The sequence below is a fragment of the Conexibacter woesei Iso977N genome (assembly GCF_000424625.1).
GTDB lineage: Bacteria > Actinomycetota > Thermoleophilia > Solirubrobacterales > Solirubrobacteraceae > Baekduia > Baekduia woesei_A.
The window spans coordinates 174,655-201,386 of sequence record NZ_AUKG01000003.1; the positions used below are offsets into that span (position 1 = coordinate 174,655).

Below are 26,732 nucleotides of genomic sequence, written 5' to 3' on the forward strand. Positions count from 1 at the left end.
AAAGGCGGTTCTACGGAGGAACCCTCGCTGCGGCGAGAAGTTCCACCATCATGACGATCGGATGAGCATGCCGGATCTGCATGAAGGCTTCATGAGGCTCGCGCTGGACGAGGCGCGCGCGGCCACCGAGCACGGCGACGTGCCGATCGGCGCGGTGGTCGTGTCCGATGCCGGTCAGGTGCTGGCGCGGGGCAGGAACGAGCGCGAGTTGCACGAGGACCCGACCGCGCACGCCGAGGTGCTGGCGCTGCGGCGGGCTGCCGAGGCGCTGGGAAGTTGGCGCGTCCTCGATGCCACGTTGTACGTGACGCTGGAGCCGTGCACGATGTGCGCGGGCGCGATCGTGCTGTCGCGGATCCCGCGCGTGGTCTACGCGGCGCCCGATCCGAAGGCCGGCGCGGCGGGCAGCGTCCTCGACGTGCTCGCTGACGAGCGGTTGAACCACCGCCCGGAAGTCGTCGGCGGGGTTCTCGCTGACGAAGCGGCAGAGCTCCTGCGGTCCTTTTTCCGCGCTCGTCGGTAACCTCTCGCCTTCCGCCGTACCCGGAGAGGTGCCGGAGTGGTTGAACGGGGCGGTCTCGAAAACCGTTGTGCGACTTCGTCGTACCGAGGGTTCGAATCCCTCCCTCTCCGCTGGAACGCTCGAAGGCCGCCTCACCAGGCGGCCTTCGCTGCGTATTTGCAAGTCGTGGCGGGCGGCGGCCGCGAATGGTGAACTTCGCTGCGTGAGGTTCGATCACGTCGCATCGCTGTTGCAGGCCGCCGGGATGGCGGAGGCGCGGGACGCCCCGCTCGATCTTGTCGATCTCGCCGAGGAGTCCGGAGAGCTGATCGAGGTCGTCGACGAGCGCCTGCGGACGCTCGAGGACCTCGGGTTGTTGCTGGACGGGCGCGAGGTCGGGATCGGCGTGCCGCCGTTGCTGCTGCGCGCCGGGCGCCAGTACCTGCGGGCGCGGGGCGGGGTCCGGCCGGAGGTGCTGGCGTTCGCGCCGCGGGTGATCGACGACCTCCACGCGCGCGAGGCGCTGCTGGAGGCGAGCGCGGTGCTGGTCGACGACTTCGGCGACGCGATCGCCGAGGGCAACGCGGTGGCCTTCGCGATCTCCGTCGTGCCGCCCGAGGCACGCCCCGCGATGACGCCCCGCCTGGCCGTCGCCCTCTACGGCGCGGCCGTAGCGCTGATCGCCCGCCTGGTCGACGGGGAGCCGGCAGCGTGCGTGGCGGAGGAGGTCCTGGCCGTGGCGTTGCTCAACGAAGCCCGCTCCTGGCTCTACGAAGCCGACCTCGACACCACCGAGCGAGCAGCAGCCCTCGAAGCCCTGCCCTCCCTCTTCTCCCTCTTCGAAGACTCCGACGCCCTCGGCGGCGACGTCAACCCCGACATCACCACCTGGTTCCACCCCTTCCACGGCCGCCCAGCGGCGGGCCACCTCGGCGCCTGAGCCGCTTCGGTACACGCCGTCACGGCGCCGCGGACCGTTTGGCGGTCTCCGTCCGCCTAGGTTCACGCGGTCACCGACGCGGTGGTGCTGCGGGCGGCCGTGTCCGCGGCCGCAGTCCCGTCTCTGCCGGCGCTTGGTGTATCGGCCCGTCGTCCATCGCGGCACCGCGACCGTCTGCCGGTCTCCGCCGCCGGCCCCTTACAGGGCCGCGGTCCTGCCGGACCGCGGCGTGGCGATCAGGTCTGCGGTGCGTAGGTCTGTGCCAGGACGCCGTTGGGCATCTGCTGCGAGGAGAGGAGGGCCAGCTTCAGCGGCTCTTCGGTGTCGGGGTAGAAGCGGGCGCCGGAGCCGAGGATCAGGGGGAAGACCTGGAGGTTGATCTCGTCGACCAGGCCGGGCACCGCGAGCAGCGAGTGGGCCAGTGTGCGGGAGCCGGCGACGAGGAGGTCGCCGTCCGCGCTGTCCTTCAGGCCGGCGACGTGACCGGCGAAGTCGTCGGCGACGACCTCGGTGTTCTCCCAGGGCGACGAGCCGAGCGTCGTCGAGGCGACGGCCTTCCGCATGGAGTTGATCTTGTCGGCCATCGGGTCGCCGGCCCGGGACGGCCACGCGCCGTAGAACCCCTCGTAGGTCTTGCGGCCGAGCAACAGCACGTCCTTGCTCAGCTGCTCCTCGCCCTTGTACGCCCCCAGCTCGTCGCTGAAGTACGCCCCGACCCACCCGGCATGCTTGTACCCGGGCTCGCCACCCGGCGCCTCCATGACGCCGTCCAGCGAGACGAACTCCGTGATGATCAACTTGTTCTTGCTCATGGGCCCAAGACGGTACGGCCTCCCAGAACTCATCGCACGCCCTTGTTGACCGCGTGGTCAATGGGTCGGTACCGTCAGCGGCAGTGACGACCTCGAAGGGGACGCGTCTGTCGCCGGATGCCCGGCGGGAGCAGCTCGTGGAGCTGGGGCTGGAGCTGCTCGGGCGGACGCCGCAGGAGCAGGTGAGCATCGAGGCGATCGCGCGGGCTGCCGGGATCTCGAAGGGGTTGTTGTACCACTACTTCCCGACGAAGTCGGACTTCGTGGTCGCGGTGCTGCGGCGGTCGCGTGCGGAGCTGGAGCGGCGGATGGCGCTGCCGGCCTCGGCGGTCGGGCTGACGATCGGCGAGCGGCTGGACGCCTCGATCGACGGCTTCCTCGGCTACGTCTCCGAGCACGCGATCGGCTTCGAGGCGATCGCGCGCGCACGCGGCGGGGAGGACGAGCAGGTCAAGGCCGTCATCGCCGAGAACCGCGGCAAGCAGGTCGACGCGATGGTCGTCTTCGCCGCAGCGCTCGCACAGTCCGACCGATCAGCGATCGAGACCCCGGCACTGCGCGTCGCGCTCGAGGGCTGGCTGGCGTTCTGCGAGGGCGTCGTCGGCCAGTGGCTCGCGCGGCCCGGCCAGATCGAGCGTCCCGCCGTCCGCCACCTGATCCGCGCCAACCTGCTCGGCGTCCTCCAGGCCGCCGCCGCACTGGACGACCCGGCCAACCCGGCGCCGGCGCGCCTCGCGCACGCCGCCGCCGCGTTGCAACTCCAGCCCGCCGGCCCGCTCGCCGTCTAGACGTCGCTACGACCGCGTCTCGGCGAACGCAACGGGGGACGCGCTCTCGGCCGGAGCGGCGCCGTCGCCCGCCGCGCTCCTGCGCGCGACCGCGCCGCGCCGCGCCCCCGCGAAGACCCACGTCCTCAGCGCCACGTAGCGCGTGATCGTCGCCACCAGCGACGCGCCGACCAGCACCGCCAGCTCCACGCCGCGCGACGCGCCCGGCGCCACGCCGTGCAGGACGCCGAGCGCCCCGTCGGTCAGCCCGAGCGTCAGGAAGAACACCGCGGCGCCCGCCGCGTGCTGCTTGACCAGCCCCTCGCGCCCGAGCACCCCGAACGTCAGCCGCCGGTTGGCGGCCGTGTTGGCGACGGCGGTCAGCGCGAGCGCCACTGCGTTGGCGACGCCCGCGCCGATCCCGCCCTCCCGCATCAAGATGAACAACAACGCGTAGGCCACCGTGGACGCGACGCCGACCGCCGCGAAGCGCGCGACCGGCGTCGCGAACGCCAGCCGCGCCACGCCGCGCAGGTCGTCGACCGCGGTCCGGACGATGTCCACGCGCGAGTCCGGGTCGTCGACCCAGTCGACCGGCACCTCGTGGGTCCGCAGCCCGCCGCGCTGAGCCAACACCAACAACTCGGTGTCGAAGAACCAGCCGTCGTCGCGGATCTGCGGCAGCAGCAGCGCCGCGGCCTCGCTCGTGACGGCCTTGAACCCGCACTGGGCGTCGGTGAAGTTCACCCGCAGCGACGCCTTCAAGATCTTGTTGTAGGACCGCGAGATGAGCTCGCGCTTGGGCCCGCGCGTCACGTGCGCGCCGCGCGCCAGGCGCGAGCCGATCGCCACGTCGCTGTGGCCGCTGAGCAGCGGCGCGACCAGCGGCAGCAGCGCGCGCAGGTCGGTCGAGAGGTCGACGTCCATGTAGGACACGATGCGCGCGCCGCTGTGCGACCACGCCTCCCGCAGCGCCAGCCCGCGGCCCTTGCGCTCCAGGCGCAGGTGCCGGACCTCGGGCAGCTCGCGCGCCAGGTCGGCGGCGATGAACGGCGTGCCGTCGGTGCTCGCGTTGTCGGCGATCGTGATCGACCACGTGAACGGGAAGCCGTCGCTGAGGAACGCGTGCAGCCGGCGGATGCTGGGCTCCAGCGCGAGCTGCTCGTTGTAGACGGGGACGACGACTTCGACGTCGGGGCGCACAGCGGGGGCGGGGAAGCGGGGACGGGTCGACGGCATGGGAAGGAAGATCGACCCGCGTCGTGGGAGCGCCCTCGGATCTCCCTGAGAGCTGGCTGAGCAGTCCGCTCGCAGACGGCTCAGGAACGTCCCAGGAAGCGTTGGGGATCGGCTCAGGCCCGGCGCCGATGCTGCTGGCATGTCAACCGCGACCTCTCCGTCCGTGCGCGTCCCGCGCGGCTCCTCCTCCGCCAGGAACCGCCTGCGCGCGCTCCGCGTTCCGATGCCCCAGCCGGAGCTGCTGGCGCTGCTCGTCCTCGCTGCAGTCCTGAACCTCTGGGCGCTGGACAAGAACGGCTGGGCCAACACGTACTACTCGGCGGCCATCAAGTCGATGTCCACGAGCTGGCACAACTTCTTGTACAACTCGTTCGACGTCGCGGGCCTGCAGACGCTGGACAAGCCGCCGCTGGCGATGTGGGTGGAAGCTTTGAGCGTTCGCGTCTTCGGCTTCTCCTCGTGGGCGATGCTCGTGCCCGAGGCGCTGATGGGCGTCGCGACGGTCGCGTTGGCCTATGACATGGTCCGGCGCGTCTTCGGCCGCGCGGGCGGCTTCGCGGCCGGCCTGGTCCTGGCGTTGACGCCGATCGCGGTCGCGATCTCGCGCCACAACAACCCGGACGCGCTGGTCGTGCTGTGCTCGACCGCGGCGCTGTGGTTCACCGTGCGCGCGGCGCTGGACGGCAAGACGAAGTGGTTGGTCTGGGCCGGCGTGATGGTCGGCGCGGGCTTCGAGACGAAGATGGGCACCGGCCTGCTCGTGCTGCCGGCGCTGGCGCTCGCGTACTTCTGGGTCGCCCCGCGGGGGCGGCTGACCGCGGTCAAGCAGCTGCTGGCCGGCGGCGTCGCGACCGCGGTCGTCGGGCTCGCGTGGCCCGTGTTGGTGTGGTTGACCCCGGCGGCGGACCGCCCGTGGATCTCCGGCACCAGTGACAACTCGATCTGGTCGTTGATCCTCAACTACAACGGCACGGGCCGGCTGGACGGCCAGGCCGGCGGGCCGGGCGGCGGGACCGGCGGCGGCCCGGGCGGTGGCGGCGGGGGCGGCGGCATGGGCTCGGTCTTCGGCGGCGACACCGGGATCTTCCGGCTCGTCGACTCCTCGCTCGGCGGGCAGGCGGGCTGGCTGATCGGCATGGCGATCGTCGGCGGGATCGGCGTCGCGGTCGCCTCCGGGCTCAAGCGCCGTGACCCGCGGACCGGCTTCATCCTCGCCGCGGGCGGCGCGTTCGCGACCTGCGCCGTGGTGTTCTCCTACGCCAAGGGCATCTTCCACCCGTACTACGTGTCGATGCTCGCGCCGTTCACCGCGGTGCTGATCGGCGCGACGGTCGGGACGATCCTCAAGGGCGGCCTCGTCGCCCGGATCGTCGGGCCGCTGGCGCTGCTGGGCGGGCTGGCGACCGAGATCCTGGTGATCCACCGCGGCGCGACCGACGTCGACGGCCTGATCCCGCTGGCGATCGTCGCGGCGGTCGGCGGCGCGGTCGTCCTGGCGCTGAGGATGCCGGCGAAGGTGCGGGCGATCGCGGTCGCCGCGGCGCTCGGCGTCCTGCTGATCGCCCCGGCGTCGTGGGCGGTCGACACGCTCGGCCACGCCACCAGCTCGACGTTCCCGGCCGGTGGCCCGTCGTCGCAGGGCGGCTTCGGCGGCGGCGGCCCGGGCGGCGCCGGTGGCGGCGGACGCGGCGGCTTCGGCGGCGGTCCCGCCGGCGGCACGCAGGGCGGCTTCACGCCGCCGACGCAGAGCGGCTCCGGCTCCTCGACGAGCGGCCAGGCCACCGCGCCTCCCGGCTTCTCGATGCAGGGCCAGTCCGGTTCGACCGCCCAAGGCGGCGGCATGGCCGGCGGCGGCGCGATGTTCGGCGGGAACACCAACCTGACCGAGGCCATCACCTACGCCAACGCCCACGGCGGCGGCACGATCGGCGTGTCCTCGCAGCAGGGCGCGGCGACCGCGATCATCCAGTCCGGCGCGAGGGTCGCGGGCCTCGGCGGGTTCTCCGGCCGCGAGTCGGAGGTCACCGCGCAGTGGCTGGTGCAGGCGGTCAGGGACGGGCGGATCCGCTACGTGCTGACCGACGGCACCAGCGCCGGCGGCGGCAACGACGGGCGCGTCGGCTCGACCGAGCTGATGGCGATCGTCCAGAGGGTCGGCAGGGAGACGAGCGTGTCCGGGATGTACGACCTGCAGGGCACGGCGGCCGCGATCCTCGCCGCTGCGAGCTGAGCAGCCAGTTCACCACCATCTCGCCGCGCGGGTCAGTAGCCTGCGCGGCGAGACGCCGGTCCTGCCTGGACCGTCCATCCCCGCAACACACGCTTCTCTCCGGTGCATCGGCGCCGGGCCGGGACGGGTGGGACGGCGAGGCTCAACCCCGCGATGGGGCCGGTGCTCAGCGAACGGCAGCGACCGCAGGACCCCTTGGGAATCTTCATGAACAAGGTGGCCCGGCACCGCTACGATGGTGGACGTACCGCTGCCCGTTCGGTTCTCCGAGGCTCCTCCTCCTAGCGCGCGGCAGGTTGACAGAGGAGCCGGGAATAGAGGCGGCGTTGACTGGTCCTCCGGAACTCGGGATCGACGGTGAGGGGCCCATGGAGGAACAGGGCAGCCCCCTGGCGATGATCTCCGCCGAGATGGTCCGGATCTACAAGGAGCAGTTCGGGCGCGGGCCGACGAAGGCGCGTGCGTCCTGGGCCGGCCGCGACACGCTCATCGTCCTGCTCGAGGACACGCTGACGCCCGCCGAGCGCAACCTCGTGACGCTCGGCGAGTACGCCCGGTTGCGCGAGACGCGGACGCTCTTCCAGAACGCCTGGGTTGCGCAGTTCTGCGCACCGGTCGAACGCGGAACCGGTCGGAAGGTCAGAGCGTTCATCAGCGGCATCGACGCGCAGTCCGACGGAACGTCGGCCGAGGTCTTCGTGCTGCACCCCGAGGGCTACGCCGGCCCGTCGCGCGCCAGCGTCGATGGTGAGCCGCGCGCCACCCTCGATCCGGATCTTGCTTGATCGCGGTCAGCAGGGGTAGTCTCCTTGGACAGAGTCGTCCGGTCCTCGGCGATCGCGACGTTCCAGGGTGACCGCGGTCCTGTGAACACGGGGCAGGGGCGGGCGCGCCGGGGCTGATCGACCGGCAGGCCGCGCGAACATCGCCTCTCAGAATCGAGCCGTCATGAGCTCTGCGCCGGACCCGATGTCGTGGTCATGGCCAGCCGAAGCGTCCACGGTCCGGCACACCGTGGTCGAGTGGCTCCGCGGTCAGCAGCTCACCGACCCGCCGCTGAGCGACATCGCGCTGCTGATCTCCGAGGCCGTGACGAACGCGGTCATCCACGCCTACGTCGGGCATCCGAGCCCCGGTGAGGTCAGCGTGGTGATCGACGCGGGGGCGGAGGAGGTCCTGGTGGAGGTCTCCGACCGCGGCAACGGGCTGCGCCCGCGACCGGACTCGCCGGGGCTCGGCTACGGCCTGGCCGTGATGGTGGCGGTGGCGAAGCGCTTCGAGGCACAGACGGCCGAGGACCGAGGCACGCGTGTGCGCGCCTGGTTCAGCCGCGATCCGGCGGTGGCCACGCCGGCGGATTGAGCACGCGGGGATTGCGTGCCGGCCCGGCGCCCTTCCGCGGGGCGCCGGGCACGCGCAATCGCGCCGGGTGGCGCTTGCGACTTGCGCGCGACCGGCGCCTCGGCGAGCATCGGGGGCATGGCCCCCGTGGACTACGTCGTCGTCGGTGCCGGCTCAGCCGGCTGCGTGCTCGCCAACCGGCTGACCGAGGACCCGTCGGTGCGGGTCCTCCTGATCGAGGCGGGCGGCAAGGACCGCTCGCCGAACATCAGGATCCCGGCCGGCTTCGCCAAGCAGTTCCACACCAAGTTGGACTGGGACTACGCCACGGAGCCCGAGCCGGCCCTCGACGGCCGCTCGCTGTACATCCCGCGCGGGAAGTCGCTCGGCGGGTCGTCGTCGATGAACGCCATGTTGTACGTCCGCGGGCGCCCGCTCGACTACGACCTCTGGGAGGCCGAGGGCGCTGCGGGGTGGGGCTGGAACGACGTGCGCCCGTACTTCCTGAAGGCCGAGAACAACGAGCGCGGGGCGTCGGAGCACCACGCCGTGGGCGGGCCGCTGAACGTCATGGACGAGCGCTCGCCGCGGCGGCTGACCAGGCGCTTCCTGGAGGCGGCCGAGGCCGTCGGGATCCCGCGGATCGCCGACTACAACGGCCCGGAGCAGGACGGTGCGTCCTTGGTCCAGGTCACGCAGAAGGGCGGCAAGCGCTGGTCGACGGCCGACGCGTACCTGCGCCCGGCGCTGGACCGGCCGAACCTGGAGGTCCGGACCAACGTCCACGTCGCGCGGGTCGCCCTGGAGGGCACGCGGGCGGTCGGCGTCGTCCTGCGCGACGCGCGCGGGCGGGAGGAGACGGTGCGGGCCGAGCGCGAGGTGCTGCTGAGCGCGGGCGCGATCGGGTCGCCGCAGTTGTTGATGTTGTCGGGGATCGGGCCGGCCGACCACCTCCGGGACGTCGGGGTCGGCGTGGTCGTCGACAACGGTGCGGTCGGGGGCAACCTGATGGACCACCCGTACGTGGTGTGCGTGTGGGAGTCGACGGTCGCCGAGTCGCTGTACGGCGCCGACAAGCCCAAGCCGTTGTTGGAGTGGATGCTGCGCAGGTCCGGGCCGCTGACGTCCACGGTCGCCGAGGCGTTCGCGTTCGTCCGCTCCCGTCCCGGGCTGCCGGCGCCGGACCTCCAGTACCACTTCGCGCCCGCGTACTTCGTGGACAACGGCGCCGAGGAGTACGACGGCCACGCGTTCACGATGGGGCCGACGCTGGTGACGCCGAAGTCGCGCGGCGAGATCCGGCTGGCCGCCGCCGACCCGCTCGCCAAGCCCAAGATCCTCACCAACTCGCTGAGCGAGCCGGAGGACATCGCCGCGCTGGTGACCGGCGTCGAGCTGGCGCGCGAGCTGGCGATGGCCGAGCCGCTGGCCTCCGCTCGCGGGCGCGAGATCTACCCGGGCGCGGGGATCCGCGACGACGCCGACGTGGAGGACTTCATCCGCCGCAACGTCGAGCTCCTCTACCATCCGTGCGGGACCTGCCGGATGGGCGGCGACGACGCGGTCCTGGATCCGGAGCTGCGCGTCCGGGGCATCGAGGGCCTGCGCGTGGTGGACGCTTCGGTCTTCCCGCTGATCCCGGGCGGCAACACGAACGCACCGACGATCATGGTCGCCGAGCGCGCGGCGGACCTCATCAAGAACGGCGTTGCCGCTGCGGCGGCGGCCGGGGCTGCGGCGGGTACGTCCGCGTAGCGCGCGCTCCACTTCGGCGCGCGGGGCGGGGCGGCGCGCGCCGCTGAGCCAGAACCGCGCGGCCTCGAGGGCCGGGGCGTCCTAGTCTGGGAGGCCATGGCCATGGACTGCACGTACCGGCTCCGGATCCCGCACGTCGCGGGGCAGCTCGCGAAGGTCGCCGGCAAGATCGCCGAGCACGAGGGGTTGATCGGCGATGTCAACACCGTCTCGGTCGCCAAGCACGAGGCGCTGCGGGAGATCACCGTCGAGGTCCGCGACAAGGACCACGCCGAGGAGCTGGCCGCGGGCTTGAACGAGCTTCCGGGCGTGACCGTCGCGTGGTTCCACGACCGCGCGTTCCTGGCGCACGACGGCGGCAAGCTGGAGGTCGTCGGGCGGCGGAAGATCGAGACCAACCAGGATGTGCGCGACGTCTACACGCCCGGTGTGGCCCGGGTGTGCACGGCGATCGCGGAGTTCCCGGCGATCGCGCGGCGCTTCACGTCGCTCGGTCGGTCCGTTGCCATCTGCACGAACGGCACGCGGGTTCTGGGGCTCGGCGACATCGGGCCGCTGGCGTCGTTGCCGGTGATGGAGGGCAAGTCCTTGTTCTACTCGCAGCTGGTCGGGATCAGCGCGTCGCCGATCCTGATCGACACCAAGGATGTGGACGAGTTCGTCGAGACGGTCGTCCGGATCGCGCCCGGGTTCGGCGGGATCCACCTGGAGGACATCAGCGCGCCCGCGTGCTTCGAGATCGAGCGGCGGCTGATCGAGGCGTTGGATCAGCCGGTGATGCACGACGACGTCCACGGGACCGCCGTCGTCACGTTCGCCGCGGCGATCGCCGCGTGCCGGCAGGTCGACATCCGGCTGGATGACGCCGTCGTCGGCCAGATCGGCTTGGGCGCGGCGGGGTTCGGGATCGCGTCGCTGATCCACGATGCCGGGGTCAAGCGCGTGATCGCGAGCGATCCGAACGAGGCCGCTCAGGCCCAGGCGCGTGAGCGGGGGATCGAGATCGGGACGCTGGAGGAGGTCATGGCGACCGCCGACGTCGTCGTCGCGACGTCCGGTGTCCCGGGGTTGATCCGCCCCGAGATGATCCGCCCCGGCCAGGTCATCCTCGCGCTGACGAACCCCGTGCCGGAGATCGACCCCGACGCGGCACTGGCCGCCGGCGCGGCCTTCGCCGCCGACGGGACGAGCGTCAACAACGTCCTCGGCTACCCCGGCATCTTCCGCGGCGCCCTGCTGGCGGGCGCGACGGCGATCAACCTCGAGATGAAGCGCGCCGCCGCCTGGGCCCTCGCCGGCCTGACCGTCGAATCCGAGCTCGTCCCCGACGTCCTCGACCCCCACGTCCACGACACCGTCGCCCAAGCCGTCCGCCAAGCAGCAACCGACTCCGGCGCCGCCAACCCGGACCGCGCCTCGGCGCAGTTCTAACCACCGCACCGCCTCTCGCTCCACACGGCCACGACGTCGTTTGCAGCGCCGCCGTTCGCTTCCGCGGCCGTCGCTTCTGGCGCCGCCAGCGCCTTGGCAACCGATTCTAAAGTGAGGCGCGCCTTCAGGCCGATGGCGCGGTCTGCAGGATGCAGATGAGGTCGGTGAGGCCGGCGAAGGTGCGGGGGTCGTGGCCGGAGGTGGTGGCGATGGGGGAGAGGCGGTAGCGGATGGTGTTGGGGTGGACGAAGAGGGTTGCTGCTGCCGCTGAGATGTTCATGTCGGCGGCGGCGAAGGCGCGGATGGTCGCCGTCGCCTGCTCGCGTTCGGCGTCCGGCAGCGCGGCCAGCGACGCGCCCTTGCCGGCGATCAGCGCGCGGGTTGCCGCGTCGGCGCCGGTCAGCGCGGCTTCGAACGCCGACAGCTCGGCCAGGGCCAGGACCGGGCGCTCGACCGAGGTGTAGGACAACGTCAGCGTCGCCTCGCGGTAGGCGCGGGCGACGCCGGGGAAGCCGGCGGGGGTCGCGCTGACGCCGCAGCGGAGGTCGTCGTCACCCAGTGCGCGGCGCAGGCGCGACGTCACCTCGGACGTGTCGGCACCCGCGGTGAGCAGCACGACCTCGCCCTGGCGGATCGTCGCCACCGGCCGCGCCTTCCCGAACCCCAGCGCCTCCTCCAGCCGGTCACGCGCGGCCGCGCCGTCGCCGCGCGCCAGCACCAGGATCAGCGGGGCCGTCGGGTCGAGGCCGGGCGCCGCGGGGTGGCGGCGATCAAGGCCTACAGGTTGCCCGGCGATCAGGCGCTCGACGAGGTCGCGCGCCGCCCGCCCGGACTCGGTCGCGCGGCGCGTCTCCTCGCGCAGGTAGGCCTCGGCGGCGTGCGTCGTGATCGTGTCGATGGCGTCGAGCGCGAAGCGCGCCAGCGCCAGCCCGTCGGCGCGGGAGATCCGCAGCCGCGCCGCCTCCTCGGCGCACGCGTCCCAGTAGTGGAACAGCGCGGCGCGGTAGGCGTGCAGGAACGCCTCGAGGTCGATGCCGCGGTCGAGCCGTAGCGCGGCGTGCTCGCGGACGATCGGGACGTCCTCACGCGCGATCGGCGTGCCGGTCGCGAACGCGTGGCCGAGGATCTCCGCGGTCGCGGTCGCGAGCGCCAGGACCTCGTCGGCCACCGGCCGCCCGGCGCGGCGGTAGGACGGGACGTCGCTGAGGATCCGCGCGACCATCGCCTGCGCGATCTCCTCGTGGCGGGCGACGAGCGCGGCGCCGACGCGGCGGATGGCCTTCGACGGATCGGCGGGCATGGTTAGCCGATCCTACATTGATCAACGAGTATCGTTGGCCGATCGGCCAAGGACGCCGGACGCGCTGTGCGCCATCGTTGTCGGCATGAGCACGAGCGACACCATCAACAACAGCCTCGACGGCCAGACCGCGCTGGTCACCGGCGCGACCGGCGGCCTCGGTCGCGCGATCGCGCTGCAGCTGGCTCGCGCCGGCGCCACGGTCGTGGTGCACGGGCGCGACGCCGAGCGCGGCGCGGCGGTCGTCGCCGCGATCGCGGCGGAGGGCGGGAGGGCGCGCTTCGCCGCCGCCGACCTCGGCGAGCCGGCCGGCGCGACCGCGCTGGCCGAGGCCGCGGGCCCGGTCGACATCCTGGTCAACAACGCCGGCTTCTCCGCCTGGGGCCCGACCGCCGGATTCGCGCCCGCGGCGTTCGACGACATGTTCGCCGCCAACGTCCGCGCGCCGTTCCTGCTCACCGGCGCGCTCGCGCCCGGGATGGCCGAGCGCGGGCACGGCAGCATCATCAACATCGGGTCGATGGCCGGCAGCATCGGGCTGACCGAGGGCGCCGCCTACGGCGCGACGAAGGCCGCGCTCGCCTCGCTCGCGCAGTCGTGGGCGGCGGAGTACAGCGTCCACGGCGTGCGGGTCAACACCGTCGCGCCCGGCCCGATCTACACCCGGCCCGAGGCCAAGGAGCTGTTCGACGCCCTTGGCGCGACGACCGCGATGAACCGCGCCGCCCAGCCCGAGGAGATCGCCGCCGTCGTCGCCTTCCTCGCCTCGCCTGCCGCGAGCTACATGACCGGCGCGACCGTCGCCGTGGACGGCGGCCGCACCGCCATCTAGCTCGCGGCCAGCTCGTCGTTCAACCGCGACAACAACGTGCGCAGGCGCGCGAAGTCGCGAGCGCCGAGCAGCTCGGTCCACTCGGACTCGACGTCGGCGACGGCGGCGCGCATCGTCGCCGCGACCTCGCGGCCGCGGACGGTGAGGTGGATGCGGCGGGAGCGCTGGTCGTCGGCGTCGGGCCGGCGTTCGAGGTAGCCGAGCTCCTCCAGCTGGCCCAGCAGGTAGTTGAGGGCCTGCTTGCTGATCTCCGCCTGGGCGGCGATCTCGCTCGGGCGGCGGCCCTGCGGGCCGGGCCAGCGCAGGACGACGAGGTGCGCGGGGACGATGTCGGTGAACCCGCGCGCGTGCAGCGCCGCGAGCATCCGCGCCCGGACGACCTCGACCGGCATCCGCAGCAGCGCGCCGATCAGCGGCGGGCCGAGGGGTGCGTCGGAGGGATCGGTGCTCACGGCAGGGATGGTAAAGCCACTTGACGACCACCGCACGGCCGGGTACGTTGGTCAAGTCGCTTTACTTCCACGGAGGGAGACTCCCGATGCCACACGACCCGATCTCGCTCGGCCCGATCACCATCACCTTCTCGGTCGTCGCCGAGGAGTCCAACGGCACGGTCACCGTGCAGCGCTGCGACGTGGCCGCCGGCTCCGGCGTCCCGCTCGCGCACAGCCACGACGGCTTCGAGGAGACGATCTACGGCCTCGAAGGCCGCTGCGCGTGGACCCTCGACGGCGAGGACATCACCATCGGCCCCGGCGACACGCTCTGCATCAGGCGCGGCGCCGTCCACAGCTTCATGGCCGGCGACCACGACGTCGCGTTCCTGGCGATCGCGACGCCCGGCGTCTTCGGGCCGGACTACTTCCTCGAGCTCCGCGACGTCGTCCGCGCCGCCGCCGGCGGGCCGCCCGACCCGGCCGCGATGGCCGAGGTCATGCGCCGCCACGGGCTCACGCCCGTGCTGCAGCCCGCCTAGGCCGTCGGCGGCGCCGCTTCGCGCAGCGTTCCGTCCTCGGGGTTGAAGACGAAGCCGCGGATGTGGTCGCGGTGGGGGAGCTCGCGGGCGGAGCGGAGGCGCTCCAGGGAGGCGGCCAGCGTCGCTTCGAGGTCGTCGAAGCCGCCCAGGCGCCAGTTCGGCAGGACGCCGTCGTCGGCGAGCATCTTGCGGTAGTCGTCCTCGGACGCGTGGTGCAGGCCGCAGCTGTCGTGCATCACGACGACGATCTCCTCGGTGCCCAGCAGGCGCTGGGAGATGCTCAGCGACCGGATCGCGTCGTCGGTCGCCAGGCCGCCGGCGTTGCGGATGATGTGCGCGTCGCCGCGCTCGATCCCGAGCATCGGGAACAGGTCGATGCGGGTGTCCATGCAGGACAGGACCGCGACCTTGCGGCGGGGCCGCGGGCTGAGGCCCGGCGCGGCCAGCTCGTCCGGCCGCCCGGCGGCGACCTCCAGCATCTCGTCGGCGTTCTTCGGCATCGACGCGGATGCTACGAGAACGACGGCGCGCGGAGCTTCACCCCGCGCGCCGCCATCCAACGCCTACAACTAGGCCGCGACCGGCGCCTTGTCGGAGTACTTCTCGCCCGCCTCGGCCTTCTCGACCAGCGAGGCCGGCGGCTCGAAGCGCTCGCCGTACTGCTCGGCCAGCTCACGCGAGCGCGCGACGAAGCCGGCGACGCCGCCTTCGTAACCGTTGATGTACTGCAACACGCCGCCGCTCCAGCCCGGGAACCCGATGCCGAAGATCGAGCCGATGTTCGCGTCGGCGACCGACTCGATCACGCCCTCATCGACGCACTTGACGGTCTCGAGCGCCTCGGCGAAGAGCATCCGCTCCTCGAGGTCGCGCAGCGAGATCGCCGACGGATCGCCGACGACCGGGAACCACTCGCGCAGGCCCTTGAACAGCCCGGTGCGCTTGCCGTCCTCGTAGTCGTAGAAGCCCGCACCGCGGAGCTTGCCGGCGCGACCCTCCTCGAGCATCTTGTCGATGACGCCGAACGCCGGGTGGTCGACCCACTCGCCGCCCGCGCCCTCGATCGCGTCCTTCGACGCCTTGCGGATCCGGGCCATCAGCTCCAGGTTGAGCTCGTCGCTCAACTGCAGCACCGGCGCCGGGTAGCCGGCCTGCGACGAGGCCTGCTCGATCGTCTGGGCCGGGACGCCCTCGGCGAGCATCGCGATGCCCTCGTTGATGAACGTGCCGATGACGCGCGACGTGAAGAACCCGCGCGAGTCGTTGACGACGATCGGGGTCTTCTTGATCAACTTGGAGAAGTCGAGCGCGCGGTACAGGGCCTCGTCGCTCGTCTGCTCCCCCTTGATGATCTCCAGCAGCGGCATCTTGTCCACGGGGGAGAAGAAGTGCAGGCCGATGAAGTCGGCCGGCCGCGAGACGTTCTCCGCCAGCGCCGTGATCGGCAACGTGGAGGTGTTGGAGCCCAGCAGCGCGTCGGCCGCGAGGTGCGGCTCGATCTCGGACATGACCTGCTTCTTGACGCCCGGGTCCTCGAAGACGGCCTCGATCACCAGGTCGGCACCCGCCGCGGCGGCCGGGTCGGTCGTCGGCGTGATGCGGGCCAGCAGCGCGTCGCCGTCCTCCTGGGACTGGCGGCCGCGGCCGACGGCCTTCTCCACCAACTTGACGCTGTAGTCCTTGCCGCGATCGGCGGCGGCCTGGTCGACGTCCTTCAGGACGACCTCGATGCCGGCCTTGGCCGACACGAACGCGATCGCCGCGCCCATCATGCCCGCGCCGAGCACCACGACCTTCTTGGGCGTGAAGCGCTCGATGCCCTCCGGGCGGCCACGGTCGCCGTTGACCTGCTGGAGGTCGAAGAAGAACGCCTGGATCATGTTCTTCGACACCTGGCCGGTCGCGAGGTCGGTGAAGTACCGGCCCTCGATCTCGAAGCCGGTGTCGACGTCGACCTGCGCGGACTCGACCGCGACCGACATGATGTGCTTGGGCGCCGGGTAGTTCGCGCCCTTGAGCTGCTTGCGCAGGTTGGCCGGGAACGCCGGCAGGTTCATCGCGAGCTTCGGGTTGCTCGGCGTGCCGCCCGGGATCTTGTAGCCCTTCTGATCCCACGGCTGGCCCGCGAAGTCCTCGCCCGCGTTGGCCTCGATCCACTTCTTGGCGGCCGGAAGGAGGTCGTCACGGGTCGGGACGACCTCGTCGACGAGCCTCATCTCCAGCGCCTGGGCCGGGCGCTTCTCCTGGCCCTGCAGCAGCAGCTGCATCAGCGCGTCGACGATGCCGAACATCCGGACCGTCCGGACGACGCCGCCGGCGCCGGGCAACAGCCCCAACTTGACCTCGGGGAAGCCGAGCTTCGCCTTCGGGTCGTCGACGATCACACGGTGGTGCGTGGCCAGCGTGATCTCCAGCCCGCCGCCGAGCGCCGCGCCGTTGATCGCCGCGACGACCGGGACGCCGAGCGACTCCAGCCGGCGCAGCTGCGCCTTGACGACCGCGATGCCGGCCTGGAACTCCGCCGACTGGTCCTTGGTGACCGTGATCAGGTCGTTGAGGTCGCCGCCCGCGAAGAACGTCTTCTTGGCCGACGTGATGACGACGCCCTTGATGTCGTCCTTCTCGGCCTCGAGGCGGTCGACGGTCGCGCCCATGGACGCGATGTAGGCCGCGTTCATGGTGTTGGCGCTCTGGTTCGGGTCGTCGAGCGTCAGGACGACGATGCCGTCATCGCCCTTGTCGTACTTGATGGTGGTGGACTCGCCCATGCTCTAGATCGCCTCCACGACGGTCGCGATGCCCATGCCGCCGCCGACGCAGAGCGTCGCGAGGCCGTACTTGCCGCCGGTGCGGTGCAGCTCGTCGACGAGCGTGCCGAGGATCATGCCGCCGGTCGCGCCGAGCGGGTGGCCCATGGCGATGGCGCCGCCGTTGACGTTGACCTTCTCCATGTCGAGGTCCATGTCGCGCACGAAGCGCAGGACGACGGCCGCGAAGGCCTCGTTGATCTCGACGAGGTCGAGCTGGTCGGCGGTCAGGCCGGCCTTGGCCAGCGCCTTCTTGGACGCCGGAGCCGGACCGGTCAGCATGATCGTCGGGTCAGCGCCGCTCACCGCCGTGGCGAGGATGCGCGCGCGGGGCGTGAGGCCCAGCTCGTCGCCGATCGCCGAGCTGCCGATCGCCAGCAGCGACGCGCCGTCCACGATGCCTGAGGAGTTGCCCGGCGTGTGGACGTGGTTGATCTTCTCGACCCAGTGGTACTTCTGCAGCGCGACGGCGTCGAAGCCGCCCATCTCGCCCATCGCGGCGAACGAGGGCTTCAGCCTGCCCAGCGTCTCGACCGTCGTGCCCGCGCGGATGAACTCGTCGTTGTCGAGGACGACGTTCTCGTTGAGGTCCTTGACCGGGACGACGGAATCGTTGAAGCGGCCCTCGGCCTGCGCGGCCGCGGCGCGCTCCTGCGAGCGGGCGGCGTAGGCGTCCACGTCGTCGCGGGAGAACTCCTCGACGGTCGCGATCAGGTCCGCGCCGACGCCCTGCGGGATGAACGACGTGTCGTAGTTGGTCTCCGGGTCCATCGCCCAGGCACCGCCGTCGGAGCCCATCGGGACGCGGGACATCGACTCGACGCCGCCGACGAAGACGAGGTCCTCCCAGCCGGAAGCGACCTTCTGGGCGCCGATGTTCACGGCCTCGAGGCCGGAGGCGCAGAAGCGGTTGAGCTGGACGCCGGCGACGGTGTCCGGCAGGCCGGCCTTGATCGCGGCGGTCTTGGCGATGTCGGCGCCCTGGTCGCCGACCGGCGAGACGCAGCCGAGCACGACGTCGTCGACCCGGTTGGGGTCGAGCCTCTCGTTGCGGACGAGCATCTCGTGCATCAGGCCGACCACGAGGTCGACGGGCTTGGTGCCGTGCAGGGAGCCGTTGCTCTTGCCCTTGCCGCGCGGGGTCCGGATGGCGTCGTAGACCAACGCCTCTGAGGCTGCCATTCCTCGTTCTCCTCGTAATCGAATTCGGGGCGCGGAAGCTACCACAGAAACATTCAGTCGCGAACGCAAGTAAGCTGTTCCGACGCGATGTCCGTGCAGTCCCGTAACACAGCGCCGCAGAAACGCCGCAACCAGGCCGAGCGCAGCGCCGCCACGCGCGAGGCGCTGCTGAACGCGACGCTCGAGTGCCTGGTCGAGGACGGCTACGCGAACACCACGACCGCGCGCGTCGCCGAGCGCGCGGGGCTCAGCCGCGGCGCGCACCTGCACCACTTCCAGACCCGCGACACGCTGCTGGCCGCCGCCGCCGAGCACCTGACGCAGAGGCGCGGCGAGGTGCTCTCGCGCGCGGTCGAGGCGCTGCCGCCGTCCGGCCCGGACCGCGTCGCGCGCGGGCTCGACCTCGTCTTCGAGTCCTACAACCACCCGCTCTACCAGGCGACGCTCGACCTCTGGGCCAACGCGCGCACCGACGACGAGCTGCGCGCGCACCTGATCCCGATCGAGCGCCAGCTCGACCGCCAGACGATCGAGCTGTCGCGCAAGCTGTTCCCGGACGCCGCCGAGCGGCCGGACTTCGAGCGCCTCGTCGAGCTGGCGCTGGCGGCGATCCGCGGCCTGGCGGTCCTCGACACGCTGCACGCCGACGACGGTGCCCGCGCCGAGCGCCAGTGGCCCGCCTGCCGGGACCAGCTCGCCGCGCTGTTCGAGGCCGCAGGCGCTTAACCCCAGCCGCCTTGACGGGCAACCGTCCGGCTGGTTCAGTGGGCGCTCAATCCGGTACGCCCGTGTATCGCACCGCCTCGCGCGTGCGTGCGCGCGCGTGTGAGGAGGAGCCGCGCCCGCCGGAGCCGGCCATCTTGTCGTTGTAGGAGAAGGAGCTTCCGATTCTCACCCTGTCCCGGGTCCGCGCGGCGTCTGCCGTCGCGCTCATCTGCGCCCTGGCGCCCGCCGCCGCGCATGCCGCCGACGGCACCGTGACGTCGTTCGACGGCACGTCGATCGTCACGCACACGTTCATGGCGGCCGGCGGTGGCGCCGCGCCCACGATCCTCGAAGGGCCCGGCTGGGCCGGCGCGGGGGAGACCGACCCGAACGCCCCGATGGTGAAGGGGCTGACCGACGCGGGCTACAACGTCGTCACCTGGGCGCCGCGCGGGTTCGGCGCGTCCGGCGGGATCGTCTCGATCGACACGCCGTCGATCGAGGGCCGCGACGTCTCGGCGCTGATCGACTGGGTCGCCACGCAGCCGTGGGCGCAGCTCGACAGGCCCGGCGACCCGCGCATCGGCATGGCCGGCGGCTCCTACGGCGGCGGCATCCAGTACTCGACGGCGATCGCCGACCACCGCCTCGACGCGCTGGTCCCGGTCGTCGGCTGGTTCTCGCTGACGACCTCGCTGTACAAGGACCAGACGTTCAAGCAGGGGTGGGACACGTTGTTGTACGGGTCGGGTCTGGGCGCGGCCAACGCGACGGCACCCGGGTTGGACCAGCACATCACCGACGCCTACAACGAGGGCTCCAGGACCGGCGTCCTGAGCGCCGCCGACGCCGCCTGGTTCGCGGCACGCGGTCCGGGCGCGGCGGTCAAGGCGATCACGGCGCCGACGATGGTCGTGGGCGGCACGGTCGACACGCTGTTCCCGCTCGACGAGGACGTCAAGCTGTACAACACGATCAAGAGCGGCGGCGCGCCGGTCAAGATGGTGTGGTTCTGCGGCGGCCACGGCGAGTGCCTGACCGGCACCGGCGATCCGGGCGGCGACAGGCCCGCGACGCTGACGCTCGGCTCGAGGCACCTGACCGACGCGATGATGGCGTGGTTCGGCAAGTACCTCAAGAAGGACAACAGCGTCAACACGGGCGCCGGCTTCGAGTGGCTGGCCGACGACGCCAAGTGGCGCAGCGCGCCGTCCTACCCGGCGACGTCCGCGGGCTCCGTCGTCACGACGGGCAAGGGCGTCCTGAAGGTGACCAAGGGCTACGTGTCCGGTGAGGCGATGAAGGCCACGCCGGCCAAGGCGAGCCAGGCGCTGCAGATCAAGGTGAAGGTGTCGAAGGCCGCGCAGCTGCTCGGCGCGCCGACGTTGTCCTTGTCCTACTCCGGCACGGGCGCGCCGAAGGGCACGAAGGTCTTCGCGCAGATCGTCGACAACAAGCGCAGGCTCGTCGTCGGCAACCAGGTGACGCCGATCCCGGTGGTCCTCGACGGCAGGACCCACACGGTCACGCGCCCGCTCGACCCGATCGCCGCCTCGGCGCCGAAGGGTACGACCTACACGCTGCAGATCATCTCCAGCTCCAAGGTCTGGGCCCCGCAGCGCTCGGCCGGCACCCTGAAGGTGTCGAAGGCGAAGCTGACGCTCCCGGCCGTCAGGGGCTGAGCTCGCGCGTCAACGGCAGTTCGGTGTTCTCCGCGAACACTGAACTGCCGTTCACGCCTTCGCGGCCTCCTGGACAAACCCCACAAATCCGGTAGGGTTTTACCCATGTCCGAAGACGCCGCCATCACGTACCGCCCGGAGACCGTCGCCCTGCATGGCGGCCAGAGCCCGGACCCGACGACCAACAGCCGGGCCGTGCCGATCTACCAGACGTCGTCGTACGTCTTCAACGACACCGAGCACGCGGCGAACCTCTTCGCGCTGGCCGAGCCGGGCAACATCTACACGCGGATCATGAACCCGACGTGGGACGTGCTGGAGCAGCGGCTCGCGCAGCTCGAGGGCGGCGTCGCCTCGCTGGTCACGGCGTCGGGCCAGGCGGCGGTCACCTACTCGGTGCTCAACATCGCGCGGTCGGGCGACAACATCGTCTCGGTCTCCCAGCTCTACGGCGGCACCTACAACCTGTTCGCGCACACGCTCCCGCAGTACGGGATCGAGGTCCGGTTCGTCGACGCTGACAAGCCGGAAGAGCTCGCGGCCAACGTGGACGAGAACACCAAGCTCGTCTTCGGCGAGACGATCGGCAACCCGCGGCTGAACGTCCTCGACGTCGCCGCCTGGGCCGACGCCGCCCACGCGCACGGCCTGCCGCTGATCGTCGACAACACGGTCGCCACGCCGCTCGGCGCGCGCGTCCTGGACCTCGGCGCCGACGTCGCCGTGCACTCGCTGACGAAGTTCATCGGCGGCCACGGCACCTCGATCGGCGGCGCGCTCGTCGACGCGGGCCGCTTCGACTGGGTCGCCAACGGCGCGCGCTTCCCGGGCCTCACGCAGCCCGACCCGTCCTACCACGGGGTCGTCTGGTCCGACGCCCTCGGCCCGGCGGCGTACATCGGCCGCGCCCGGACCGTCCTCCTGCGGAACACGGGCGCGGCGCTGTCGCCGTTCAACGCGTTCCTGTTCCTGCAGGGCATCGAGACGCTCCCGCTGCGCATCGAGCGCCACAACGCCAACGCGCAGGCGATCGCCGAGCACCTCAAGCAGCACGACGCGGTGACGTGGGTCAACTACCCCGGCCTCGCCGACGACAAGTACAACGACGTCGCCCAGCGGGTGCTGAGGGGCGGCGGCGGCGCGCTCGTCACGTTCGGCGTGGAGGGCGGCCTGGAGGCGGGCCGCACGTTCATCGAGTCGCTCGGCCTCTTCAGCCACCTCGCGAACATCGGCGACGCCAAGTCGCTGGCGATCCACAACGCGAGCACCACCCACTCCCAGCTGAACCCCGAGGAGCTCGCGGCCGCCGGCGTCACCGAGGACACGGTCCGCCTCTCCGTCGGGATCGAGCACGTGGACGACCTGATCGCCGACCTCGACCAGGCGCTCGCCAAGGCGCGCGTCGGCGCGCCGGCGTAACGAACGTCCGGAGCGGCGGCGACTGATGGCGGCGACCGCTCCAGGCACGACGGTCCAGCGGGTCGTCCTCTACCACGAGGACGACCCGCTGCGGCTCGTCTGCGGCCGCACGCTCGCGCCCGTCGAGGTCGCCTACACGACCGCCGGGACGCTGAACGCCGACGCCTCCAACGCGGTCTTCGTCTGCCACGCGCTGACGGGCGACGCGGTCGCGACCGGCCCGGACGGCTGGTGGAGCACGATGATCGGCCCGGGCAAGGCGATCGACACCAACAAGCTCTTCGTCATCACCCCCAACCTGCTCGGCGGCTGCCGCGGGACGACCGGGCCGTCGAGCGACGACCCGTCGGGCAACACCTATGGGTTGGACTTCCCGCCGCTGGCGATCGCCGATCTGGTCACGGTCCACCGCAAGCTGCTCCAGCACCTGGGCATCGACCGGCTGCACACCGCGATCGGCGGCTCGATGGGCGGCATGCAGGTGCTGCAGTGGCTGCTGCAGGACCACGCGCAGATCGAGCGCGCGGTGATGGTCTGCGCCTCGCCGCGCCTGACCGCCCAGAACCTCGCGCTGTCGCACGTCGCCCGCCGCGCGATCCTCGACGACCCGGACTTCCACGACGGCCAGTACCTGCGCCACGGCACGCGCCCCGCGCGCGGCCTGGCGACCGCGCGCCGCCTCGCGCACGTCACGTACCTCAGCGAGGACGGCATGGCGCGCAAGTTCGACCGCGCCGAGCCGGAGGACCGCGACGCGCCGCCGAGCGCCGCGCGCGACTGGCTCGCGCCGCGGTACGACGTCGAGACCTACCTGGAGCACCAGGCGGCGATCTTCCTGGAGCGCTTCGACGCGTTGTCCTACCTCTACCTCACGCGGATCATGGACGCGTTCGACCCCTTCAACAACGGCGCGTGGACCGATCCGGTGCTCACGAACGCCACGACGCGCGCGCAGGTGATCGCCTTCAGCTCCGACTGGCGCTTCGGCCCCGAGCACTCGGTCGCCGTCCGGCGCGGCCTGCGCAAGGCCGGGCTGCGCGCCGTCGAGTCGCACGTGATCGCCTCGCCGTGGGGCCACGACTCGTTCCTGCTCGACGTGCCCGAGTACCTCGATCGGGTGAGGGCGTTCGTTAACACCTAGTTCACGCGGGGAGTAGGGTGCCGCGCCATGTCCCGCCCCACCCGCCTCACGGCGCGCGCCCTGGTCCCGGCGCTCGCCGCAGCGCTGCTTGCGCTGCCCGCCGCCGCCAACGCGTCGACCGCCGCCCCGAGCGGCGCCGGCTGCGACCGTCTCGACGACGCGGCCTGCCTGCTGCCGTTCCCCAACGACGCGTTCCGCAAGAACGGCCAGATCGCGTTCAGGACCTCGCAGATGCCGCGCAACAAGGACGGCAGGGCGATCGACGCCGCCGGCTGGAAGGGCCTGGACGGGTTCAGCCCCGGCTCGGCGATCCTGACGAAGGTCCCGGGGCTGGAGACCGACGCCGCGCTGAAGAAGACCGGCGCGGTCTCGCTCAGCGACATCTCCAAGTACACCAACAAGACCGCGTCGGTGCTCGTGGTCGACGAGCAGACCGGCAGGCGCTGGCCGATCTGGGCCGAGCTGGACGACAACGCCAAGGCCGGCTCGCGCCTGCTCGAGGTCCACCCGGCCAAGAACTTCCTGGAGGGCCACACCTACGTGGTCGTCCTGCGCAACCTCAAGAAGGCCAACGGCGGCGCGATCGCCGCGGGCAAGCGCTTCGCCGCGCTGCGCGACGGGCGGGCGAAGTCGAGCAGCCGCTACAACAAGATCTTCAAGGCCATCAAGAAGGCCGGGGTCAAGCGCGACAGGTCGCTCTTCCTGACCTGGGACTTCACGGTCGCGACCGAGAGGTCGCTGGCGGGCCGCGCGCTGTCGATGCGCGACCAGGCCTTCGCGCAGCTCGGCGACACCGACCTCGCCGACGGGACCGTCCAGGGCCACGCGCCGCTGTACACGCTGCAGACCGCCAACTACAGCGCCGACCAGAACCTCGCGACCAAGGCCCAGGCCTACGCGCAAGTCGTCGAGGGCACCGTGCAGGTCCCGTGCTTCCTGACCAACAACTGCGCGCCCGGCTCGCGCATGGTGCTGGACGCGAGCGGCAGGCCCAAGCAGCAGGGCATCTACAACGCCCGCTTCACCTGCGTCGTCCCGGCCACCGCGACCGCGGCCAACCCCGCCAGGCTCGCGCTCTACGGCCACGGCCTGCTGGGCAAGGAGACCGAGATCGTCACCGGCCCGGACGTCTCGAAGATGGCGGCCGAGTCCAACACGGTGTTCTGCGCGACCCCGTGGATCGGCATGGCGGCCGAGGACATCCCCAACGCCGTCAACGTGCTCGGGGACTTCTCGAACATGCCGACGCTCGCCGATCGCCTGCAGCAGGGCTTCACCGACGCGCTCGTGCTCGGGCGCCTCATGGCCAGCCCGAGCGGGATCGCCACGAACCCGTTGTTCCAGCAGAACGGCGCGCCGATCGTCAGGACCGGCTCGATCGGCTACGACTCCAACTCGCAGGGCGGCATCGCCGGCGGCGCGCTGACCGCGCTGGCGCCGGACTTCAGCCACGCGGTCCTCGGCGTCCCGGGCATGAACTACAGCGTGCTGCTGCCGCGGTCGGCGGACTTCGACGTGTACTCGAAGGTCATGTACCCCAAGTACCCGGACCAGGTCGAGCGCCCGCTGATCCTCGACCTCGCGCAGCTGCTGTGGGATCGCGGCGAGGGTGACGGCTACGCCCAGCACATGACGACCGACCCGTTGCCCAACACGATCAAGCACACCGTGTTGCTCGACGTCGGGCTCGGCGACCACCAGGTCACGCCCTTCCAGGCCGACGTCGAGGCGCGCACGATCGGCGCGTCGATCCACACGCCGATCGTCCCGGCCGGCCGCTCGCCGCAGGCCAACCCGTCGTGGGGCATCCCGGCGATCAGGTCCTATCCCTTCACCGGGTCGGCGATCGTCTACTGGGACGCGGGCCCGGCGGTCGTCAACGTCGCGCCGCTGCAGAACCACCCCAACAGCGGCAAGCAGGACCCGCACGAGCTCGTCCGGCGCACGCCGGCGGCGCGCCAGCAGAAGGCGACGTTCCTGGCCGGCGGCGGCCTCGTGAACCCGTGTGGCGCGGCGGCCTGCGTGGCGGCGCCCGACGTGGGCTAGGGTCAAGGGATGGGCGACGTGCGCATCGGCTACAAGGCGTCAGCGGAGCAGTTCGACCCCGCGACGCTGTTGCAGTACACGAGGCATGCGGAGGAGGTCGGGCTGGAGATCGTCGCCACGTCCGACCACTTCCAGCCGTGGCGGCACCGCGAGGGCCACTCGCCCGCGGCGCTGCCGTGGCTGGGCGCCGCGACGCAGGCCACGTCGTCCGCGCTGCTGGGCACGTCCGTCCTGACGCCGACGCTGCGCTACGAGCCGGCGATCGTCGCCCAGGCCTTCGCGACGCTCGGGTGCCTGGCGCCCGGGCGCGTGTTCCTGGGCGTCGGGACCGGCGAGGCGATGAACGAGACGCCCGCGACCGGCGCCGAGTTCCCGGGGCGCAAGGAGCGGCGGCTGCGGATGGCCGAGGCGATCGAGCTGATCCGCAAGCTCTGGCGCGAGGAGCGCGTCGACTTCCAGGGCGAGTACTACACGACGTCCAACGCCACCATCTACGACCGGCCCGACGTCGAGGTCCCGGTCTACGTCGCCGCGTCCGGGCCGCTGGCCGCCAAGCTGGCGGGGCGCGTCGGCGACGGCTTCATCTGCACGTCGGGCAAGGACCCGCAGCTGTACCTGGACCTGCTCGAGAAGGTCAAGGAGGGCGCCGAGCAGGCCGGGCGCGACCACGCGCAGATCCGGCACATGATCGAGATCAAGGTCTCCTACGACCGCGATCGCGAGCGGGCGCTGGACAACTGCAACTTCTGGGCCCCGCTGGCGCTGACGCCGGAGCAGAAGGAGGGCATCGAGGACCCGATCGAGATGGAGCGCGTCGCCGACGAGCACCTCGACCAGGCCCACACGCGCTTCATCGTCTCCGACGACCCCGACGAGGTCGTCGAGCAGATCGGCACCTACCTCGACCTCGGCTTCGACGACCTGCTGCTGCACGGGCCCGGCCCGGACCAGACGCGCTTCCTCGACCAGTTCGCGGCCGACGTCCTGCCGAGGCTGCGCGAGCGCGCCGCTTAGCTGAACTTCCAGGCGGCGGCGATCGACTTGAGCGCGGCCTCGCCCTTGGCGGTGCCGGTCTTGTCGACGTCCATCTCGACGAAGTACGCCTTGCCGCCGCGCAGTGCAACGACGTCGGTCTGGACGATCGAGCGCTTCTTGTAGGTGTAGGTCAAGGTGGCCGTCCCGGCCTTGACGCCGGCGAGCGTCGCCGCATGGGCCTTGTCGAGGCCCCTGAGGTGCGTCGCGCCCTTCGGCACGCCGACGATCTTCACGAGCAGCGCGACCGGGTCCGTCGGGACCCTGCCCCTGAGCTGCCTCTTCAGCGCCGCGTTGGTCTGCACCAGCGCGGTAACGCCGATCCCGCCCCTGCCCGGGATGCCGAGGATGTTGACCTTCGTCCCGGGCGAGCCCCACAGGTACTGCTTCTGGCCGGACGTGGTCCTGGTGTGCGCGCTCCAGCCGGAGGGCAGGGTGGTGGTGAACCCGACGCCCTTCACAGACGGGCCGTCCGCGGCGAGCGCGGGTGCCGCCAGCGCGCCAGTGGTGGCGAGAGCGACGGTGAGAGCTGCGCAACGATGGAGCATGCTGCTCACCGTGCCCGGCGCTGGACCGGTTCATGCGCGCCAACT

Annotated in this window: 24 protein-coding genes and 1 tRNA gene; 17 read left to right on the forward strand and 8 right to left on the reverse strand. The window is 71.7% G+C overall.

Annotated elements, in window-relative coordinates; genetic code table 11:
* The first annotated feature begins 91 nt into the window (after positions 1-91).
* The 3 genes from tadA (at position 92) to H030_RS0122410 (ending at position 1,442) form a co-directional block, all read left to right on the forward strand.
* The gene (gene tadA, locus H030_RS0122400) at positions 92-523 is read left to right on the forward strand and encodes a tRNA adenosine(34) deaminase TadA (RefSeq protein WP_027007770.1); all 432 of its coding nucleotides are present in this window, start codon (positions 92-94) and stop codon (positions 521-523) included.
* A gap of 22 nt (positions 524-545) precedes the next feature.
* A tRNA-Ser gene (locus tag H030_RS0122405) sits at positions 546-633 on the forward strand.
* Positions 634-725: 92 nt separating this feature from the next.
* A complete protein-coding gene (locus tag H030_RS0122410) occupies positions 726-1,442 on the forward strand; it encodes a hypothetical protein (protein ID WP_027007771.1) in 717 nt (238 codons plus the stop codon).
* A 236-nt stretch (positions 1,443-1,678) separates the two neighbouring features.
* On the opposite strand, the gene H030_RS0122415 is transcribed toward H030_RS0122410, so the two are convergent.
* The gene (locus H030_RS0122415) at positions 1,679-2,254 is read right to left on the reverse strand and encodes a dihydrofolate reductase family protein (RefSeq protein ID WP_027007772.1); all 576 of its coding nucleotides are present in this window, start codon (positions 2,252-2,254) and stop codon (positions 1,679-1,681) included.
* A gap of 83 nt (positions 2,255-2,337) precedes the next feature.
* Here H030_RS0122415 and H030_RS34375 point away from each other — a divergent pair, with 83 nt between their 5' ends.
* Positions 2,338-3,042 carry a TetR/AcrR family transcriptional regulator gene (locus H030_RS34375; RefSeq protein ID WP_051223492.1) on the forward strand — a complete coding sequence of 235 codons (705 nt, stop codon included), beginning with the start codon at positions 2,338-2,340 and terminating at the stop codon, positions 3,040-3,042.
* A 6-nt stretch (positions 3,043-3,048) separates the two neighbouring features.
* Here the strand turns inward: H030_RS34375 and H030_RS34380 are convergent, their stop codons facing one another.
* Positions 3,049-4,260, reverse strand: a complete 1,212-nt coding sequence (locus tag H030_RS34380) for a bifunctional glycosyltransferase family 2/GtrA family protein (RefSeq protein WP_051223494.1) — start codon at positions 4,258-4,260, stop codon at positions 3,049-3,051.
* A gap of 139 nt (positions 4,261-4,399) precedes the next feature.
* On the opposite strand from H030_RS34380, the gene H030_RS34385 reads away from it, so the two are divergent.
* The 5 genes from H030_RS34385 (at position 4,400) to H030_RS34400 (ending at position 11,017) form a co-directional block, all read left to right on the forward strand.
* A complete protein-coding gene (locus tag H030_RS34385; protein ID WP_051223496.1) occupies positions 4,400-6,490 on the forward strand; it encodes a glycosyltransferase family 39 protein in 2,091 nt (696 codons plus the stop codon).
* 368 nt (positions 6,491-6,858) lie between these two features.
* On the forward strand, positions 6,859-7,275 hold the full coding sequence (locus tag H030_RS0122435; RefSeq protein ID WP_027007773.1) for a Na-translocating system protein MpsC family protein: 417 nt from the start codon (positions 6,859-6,861) through the stop codon (positions 7,273-7,275).
* Positions 7,276-7,459: 184 nt separating this feature from the next.
* Positions 7,460-7,852, forward strand: coding sequence for an ATP-binding protein (locus tag H030_RS34390; RefSeq protein ID WP_269208555.1), 393 nt, complete (start codon positions 7,460-7,462; stop codon positions 7,850-7,852).
* A gap of 117 nt (positions 7,853-7,969) precedes the next feature.
* Positions 7,970-9,586, forward strand: coding sequence for a GMC family oxidoreductase (locus H030_RS34395; protein WP_035129294.1), 1,617 nt, complete (start codon positions 7,970-7,972; stop codon positions 9,584-9,586).
* Between the two features lie 96 nt (positions 9,587-9,682).
* Positions 9,683-11,017 (forward strand): NAD-dependent malic enzyme, encoded by a 1,335-nt coding sequence (locus tag H030_RS34400; RefSeq protein WP_051223497.1) that lies wholly within the window; start codon positions 9,683-9,685, stop codon positions 11,015-11,017.
* 124 nt (positions 11,018-11,141) lie between these two features.
* Here the strand turns inward: H030_RS34400 and H030_RS0122455 are convergent, their stop codons facing one another.
* The gene (locus H030_RS0122455) at positions 11,142-12,317 is read right to left on the reverse strand and encodes a PucR family transcriptional regulator (RefSeq protein WP_027007774.1); all 1,176 of its coding nucleotides are present in this window, start codon (positions 12,315-12,317) and stop codon (positions 11,142-11,144) included.
* Between the two features lie 85 nt (positions 12,318-12,402).
* Here H030_RS0122455 and H030_RS0122460 point away from each other — a divergent pair, with 85 nt between their 5' ends.
* The gene (locus tag H030_RS0122460; RefSeq protein ID WP_035129295.1) at positions 12,403-13,149 is read left to right on the forward strand and encodes an SDR family NAD(P)-dependent oxidoreductase; all 747 of its coding nucleotides are present in this window, start codon (positions 12,403-12,405) and stop codon (positions 13,147-13,149) included.
* Here H030_RS0122460 and H030_RS0122465 read toward each other — a convergent pair.
* Positions 13,146-13,601 carry a MarR family winged helix-turn-helix transcriptional regulator gene (locus tag H030_RS0122465; RefSeq protein ID WP_027007776.1) on the reverse strand — a complete coding sequence of 152 codons (456 nt, stop codon included), beginning with the start codon at positions 13,599-13,601 and terminating at the stop codon, positions 13,146-13,148. The two genes, H030_RS0122460 and H030_RS0122465, sit on opposite strands and share 4 nt — an antisense overlap.
* An 86-nt stretch (positions 13,602-13,687) precedes the next feature.
* Between H030_RS0122465 and H030_RS0122470 the strand changes: the two genes are divergently transcribed.
* Positions 13,688-14,125 (forward strand): cupin domain-containing protein, encoded by a 438-nt coding sequence (locus H030_RS0122470; RefSeq protein WP_027007777.1) that lies wholly within the window; start codon positions 13,688-13,690, stop codon positions 14,123-14,125.
* Here the strand turns inward: H030_RS0122470 and H030_RS34405 are convergent.
* The 3 genes from H030_RS34405 to H030_RS0122485 form a co-directional block, all read right to left on the reverse strand.
* Positions 14,122-14,625, reverse strand: coding sequence for a beta-class carbonic anhydrase (locus H030_RS34405; RefSeq protein ID WP_035129296.1), 504 nt, complete (start codon positions 14,623-14,625; stop codon positions 14,122-14,124). The two genes, H030_RS0122470 and H030_RS34405, sit on opposite strands and share 4 nt — an antisense overlap.
* A 69-nt stretch (positions 14,626-14,694) precedes the next feature.
* Positions 14,695-16,893 (reverse strand): 3-hydroxyacyl-CoA dehydrogenase NAD-binding domain-containing protein, encoded by a 2,199-nt coding sequence (locus tag H030_RS0122480; protein ID WP_027007778.1) that lies wholly within the window; start codon positions 16,891-16,893, stop codon positions 14,695-14,697.
* A gap of 3 nt (positions 16,894-16,896) precedes the next feature.
* Entirely contained in the window at positions 16,897-18,114 is a 1,218-nt protein-coding gene (locus H030_RS0122485; protein ID WP_027007779.1) for an acetyl-CoA C-acetyltransferase, read from the reverse strand.
* An 87-nt stretch (positions 18,115-18,201) separates the two neighbouring features.
* Here H030_RS0122485 and H030_RS34410 point away from each other — a divergent pair, with 87 nt between their 5' ends.
* The 6 genes from H030_RS34410 (at position 18,202) to fgd (ending at position 26,121) form a co-directional block, all read left to right on the forward strand.
* Positions 18,202-18,840 carry a TetR/AcrR family transcriptional regulator gene (locus tag H030_RS34410; RefSeq protein WP_051223499.1) on the forward strand — a complete coding sequence of 213 codons (639 nt, stop codon included), beginning with the start codon at positions 18,202-18,204 and terminating at the stop codon, positions 18,838-18,840.
* A gap of 251 nt (positions 18,841-19,091) precedes the next feature.
* Positions 19,092-20,501, forward strand: a complete 1,410-nt coding sequence (locus tag H030_RS0122500) for an alpha/beta hydrolase family protein (protein WP_051223501.1) — start codon at positions 19,092-19,094, stop codon at positions 20,499-20,501.
* Positions 20,502-20,606: 105 nt separating this feature from the next.
* Positions 20,607-21,920, forward strand: a complete 1,314-nt coding sequence (locus H030_RS0122505; RefSeq protein ID WP_027007782.1) for an O-acetylhomoserine aminocarboxypropyltransferase/cysteine synthase family protein — start codon at positions 20,607-20,609, stop codon at positions 21,918-21,920.
* A 25-nt stretch (positions 21,921-21,945) separates the two neighbouring features.
* Positions 21,946-23,061: a homoserine O-acetyltransferase MetX gene (gene metX / locus H030_RS0122510; RefSeq protein ID WP_035129298.1), complete on the forward strand. Its 1,116-nt coding sequence runs from the start codon at positions 21,946-21,948 to the stop codon at positions 23,059-23,061.
* A gap of 27 nt (positions 23,062-23,088) precedes the next feature.
* On the forward strand, positions 23,089-25,107 hold the full coding sequence (locus H030_RS0122515; RefSeq protein ID WP_027007784.1) for a hypothetical protein: 2,019 nt from the start codon (positions 23,089-23,091) through the stop codon (positions 25,105-25,107).
* A 9-nt stretch (positions 25,108-25,116) separates the two neighbouring features.
* Complete coding sequence (gene fgd / locus H030_RS0122520) at positions 25,117-26,121, forward strand: glucose-6-phosphate dehydrogenase (coenzyme-F420) (protein ID WP_035129301.1); 1,005 nt, start codon at positions 25,117-25,119, stop codon at positions 26,119-26,121.
* Here fgd and H030_RS0122525 read toward each other — a convergent pair.
* Positions 26,118-26,687 carry a hypothetical protein gene (locus H030_RS0122525; protein WP_155892218.1) on the reverse strand — a complete coding sequence of 190 codons (570 nt, stop codon included), beginning with the start codon at positions 26,685-26,687 and terminating at the stop codon, positions 26,118-26,120. The genes fgd and H030_RS0122525 overlap by 4 nt on opposite strands.
* Positions 26,688-26,732: the final 45 nt, after the last annotated feature.

Coding starts and splice junctions, on each gene's coding strand:
- tadA (WP_027007770.1), top strand. CDS start 92: ATGAGGCTCGCGCTGGACGAGGCGCGCGCGGCCACCGAGCACGGCGAC.
- H030_RS0122415 (WP_027007772.1), bottom strand. CDS start 2,254: ATGAGCAAGAACAAGTTGATCATCACGGAGTTCGTCTCGCTGGACGGC.
- H030_RS34380 (WP_051223494.1), bottom strand. CDS start 4,260: ATGCCGTCGACCCGTCCCCGCTTCCCCGCCCCCGCTGTGCGCCCCGAC.
- H030_RS34385 (WP_051223496.1), top strand. CDS start 4,400: ATGTCAACCGCGACCTCTCCGTCCGTGCGCGTCCCGCGCGGCTCCTCC.
- H030_RS0122435 (WP_027007773.1), top strand. CDS start 6,859: ATGGAGGAACAGGGCAGCCCCCTGGCGATGATCTCCGCCGAGATGGTC.
- H030_RS34390 (WP_269208555.1), top strand. CDS start 7,460: ATGTCGTGGTCATGGCCAGCCGAAGCGTCCACGGTCCGGCACACCGTG.
- H030_RS34395 (WP_035129294.1), top strand. CDS start 7,970: ATGGCCCCCGTGGACTACGTCGTCGTCGGTGCCGGCTCAGCCGGCTGC.
- H030_RS34400 (WP_051223497.1), top strand. CDS start 9,683: ATGGCCATGGACTGCACGTACCGGCTCCGGATCCCGCACGTCGCGGGG.
- H030_RS0122455 (WP_027007774.1), bottom strand. CDS start 12,317: ATGCCCGCCGATCCGTCGAAGGCCATCCGCCGCGTCGGCGCCGCGCTC.
- H030_RS0122460 (WP_035129295.1), top strand. CDS start 12,403: ATGAGCACGAGCGACACCATCAACAACAGCCTCGACGGCCAGACCGCG.
- H030_RS0122470 (WP_027007777.1), top strand. CDS start 13,688: ATGCCACACGACCCGATCTCGCTCGGCCCGATCACCATCACCTTCTCG.
- H030_RS34405 (WP_035129296.1), bottom strand. CDS start 14,625: ATGCCGAAGAACGCCGACGAGATGCTGGAGGTCGCCGCCGGGCGGCCG.
- H030_RS0122480 (WP_027007778.1), bottom strand. CDS start 16,893: ATGGGCGAGTCCACCACCATCAAGTACGACAAGGGCGATGACGGCATC.
- H030_RS0122485 (WP_027007779.1), bottom strand. CDS start 18,114: ATGGCAGCCTCAGAGGCGTTGGTCTACGACGCCATCCGGACCCCGCGC.
- H030_RS34410 (WP_051223499.1), top strand. CDS start 18,202: ATGTCCGTGCAGTCCCGTAACACAGCGCCGCAGAAACGCCGCAACCAG.
- H030_RS0122505 (WP_027007782.1), top strand. CDS start 20,607: ATGTCCGAAGACGCCGCCATCACGTACCGCCCGGAGACCGTCGCCCTG.
- metX (WP_035129298.1), top strand. CDS start 21,946: ATGGCGGCGACCGCTCCAGGCACGACGGTCCAGCGGGTCGTCCTCTAC.
- H030_RS0122515 (WP_027007784.1), top strand. CDS start 23,089: ATGTCCCGCCCCACCCGCCTCACGGCGCGCGCCCTGGTCCCGGCGCTC.
- fgd (WP_035129301.1), top strand. CDS start 25,117: ATGGGCGACGTGCGCATCGGCTACAAGGCGTCAGCGGAGCAGTTCGAC.
- H030_RS0122525 (WP_155892218.1), bottom strand. CDS start 26,687: ATGCTCCATCGTTGCGCAGCTCTCACCGTCGCTCTCGCCACCACTGGC.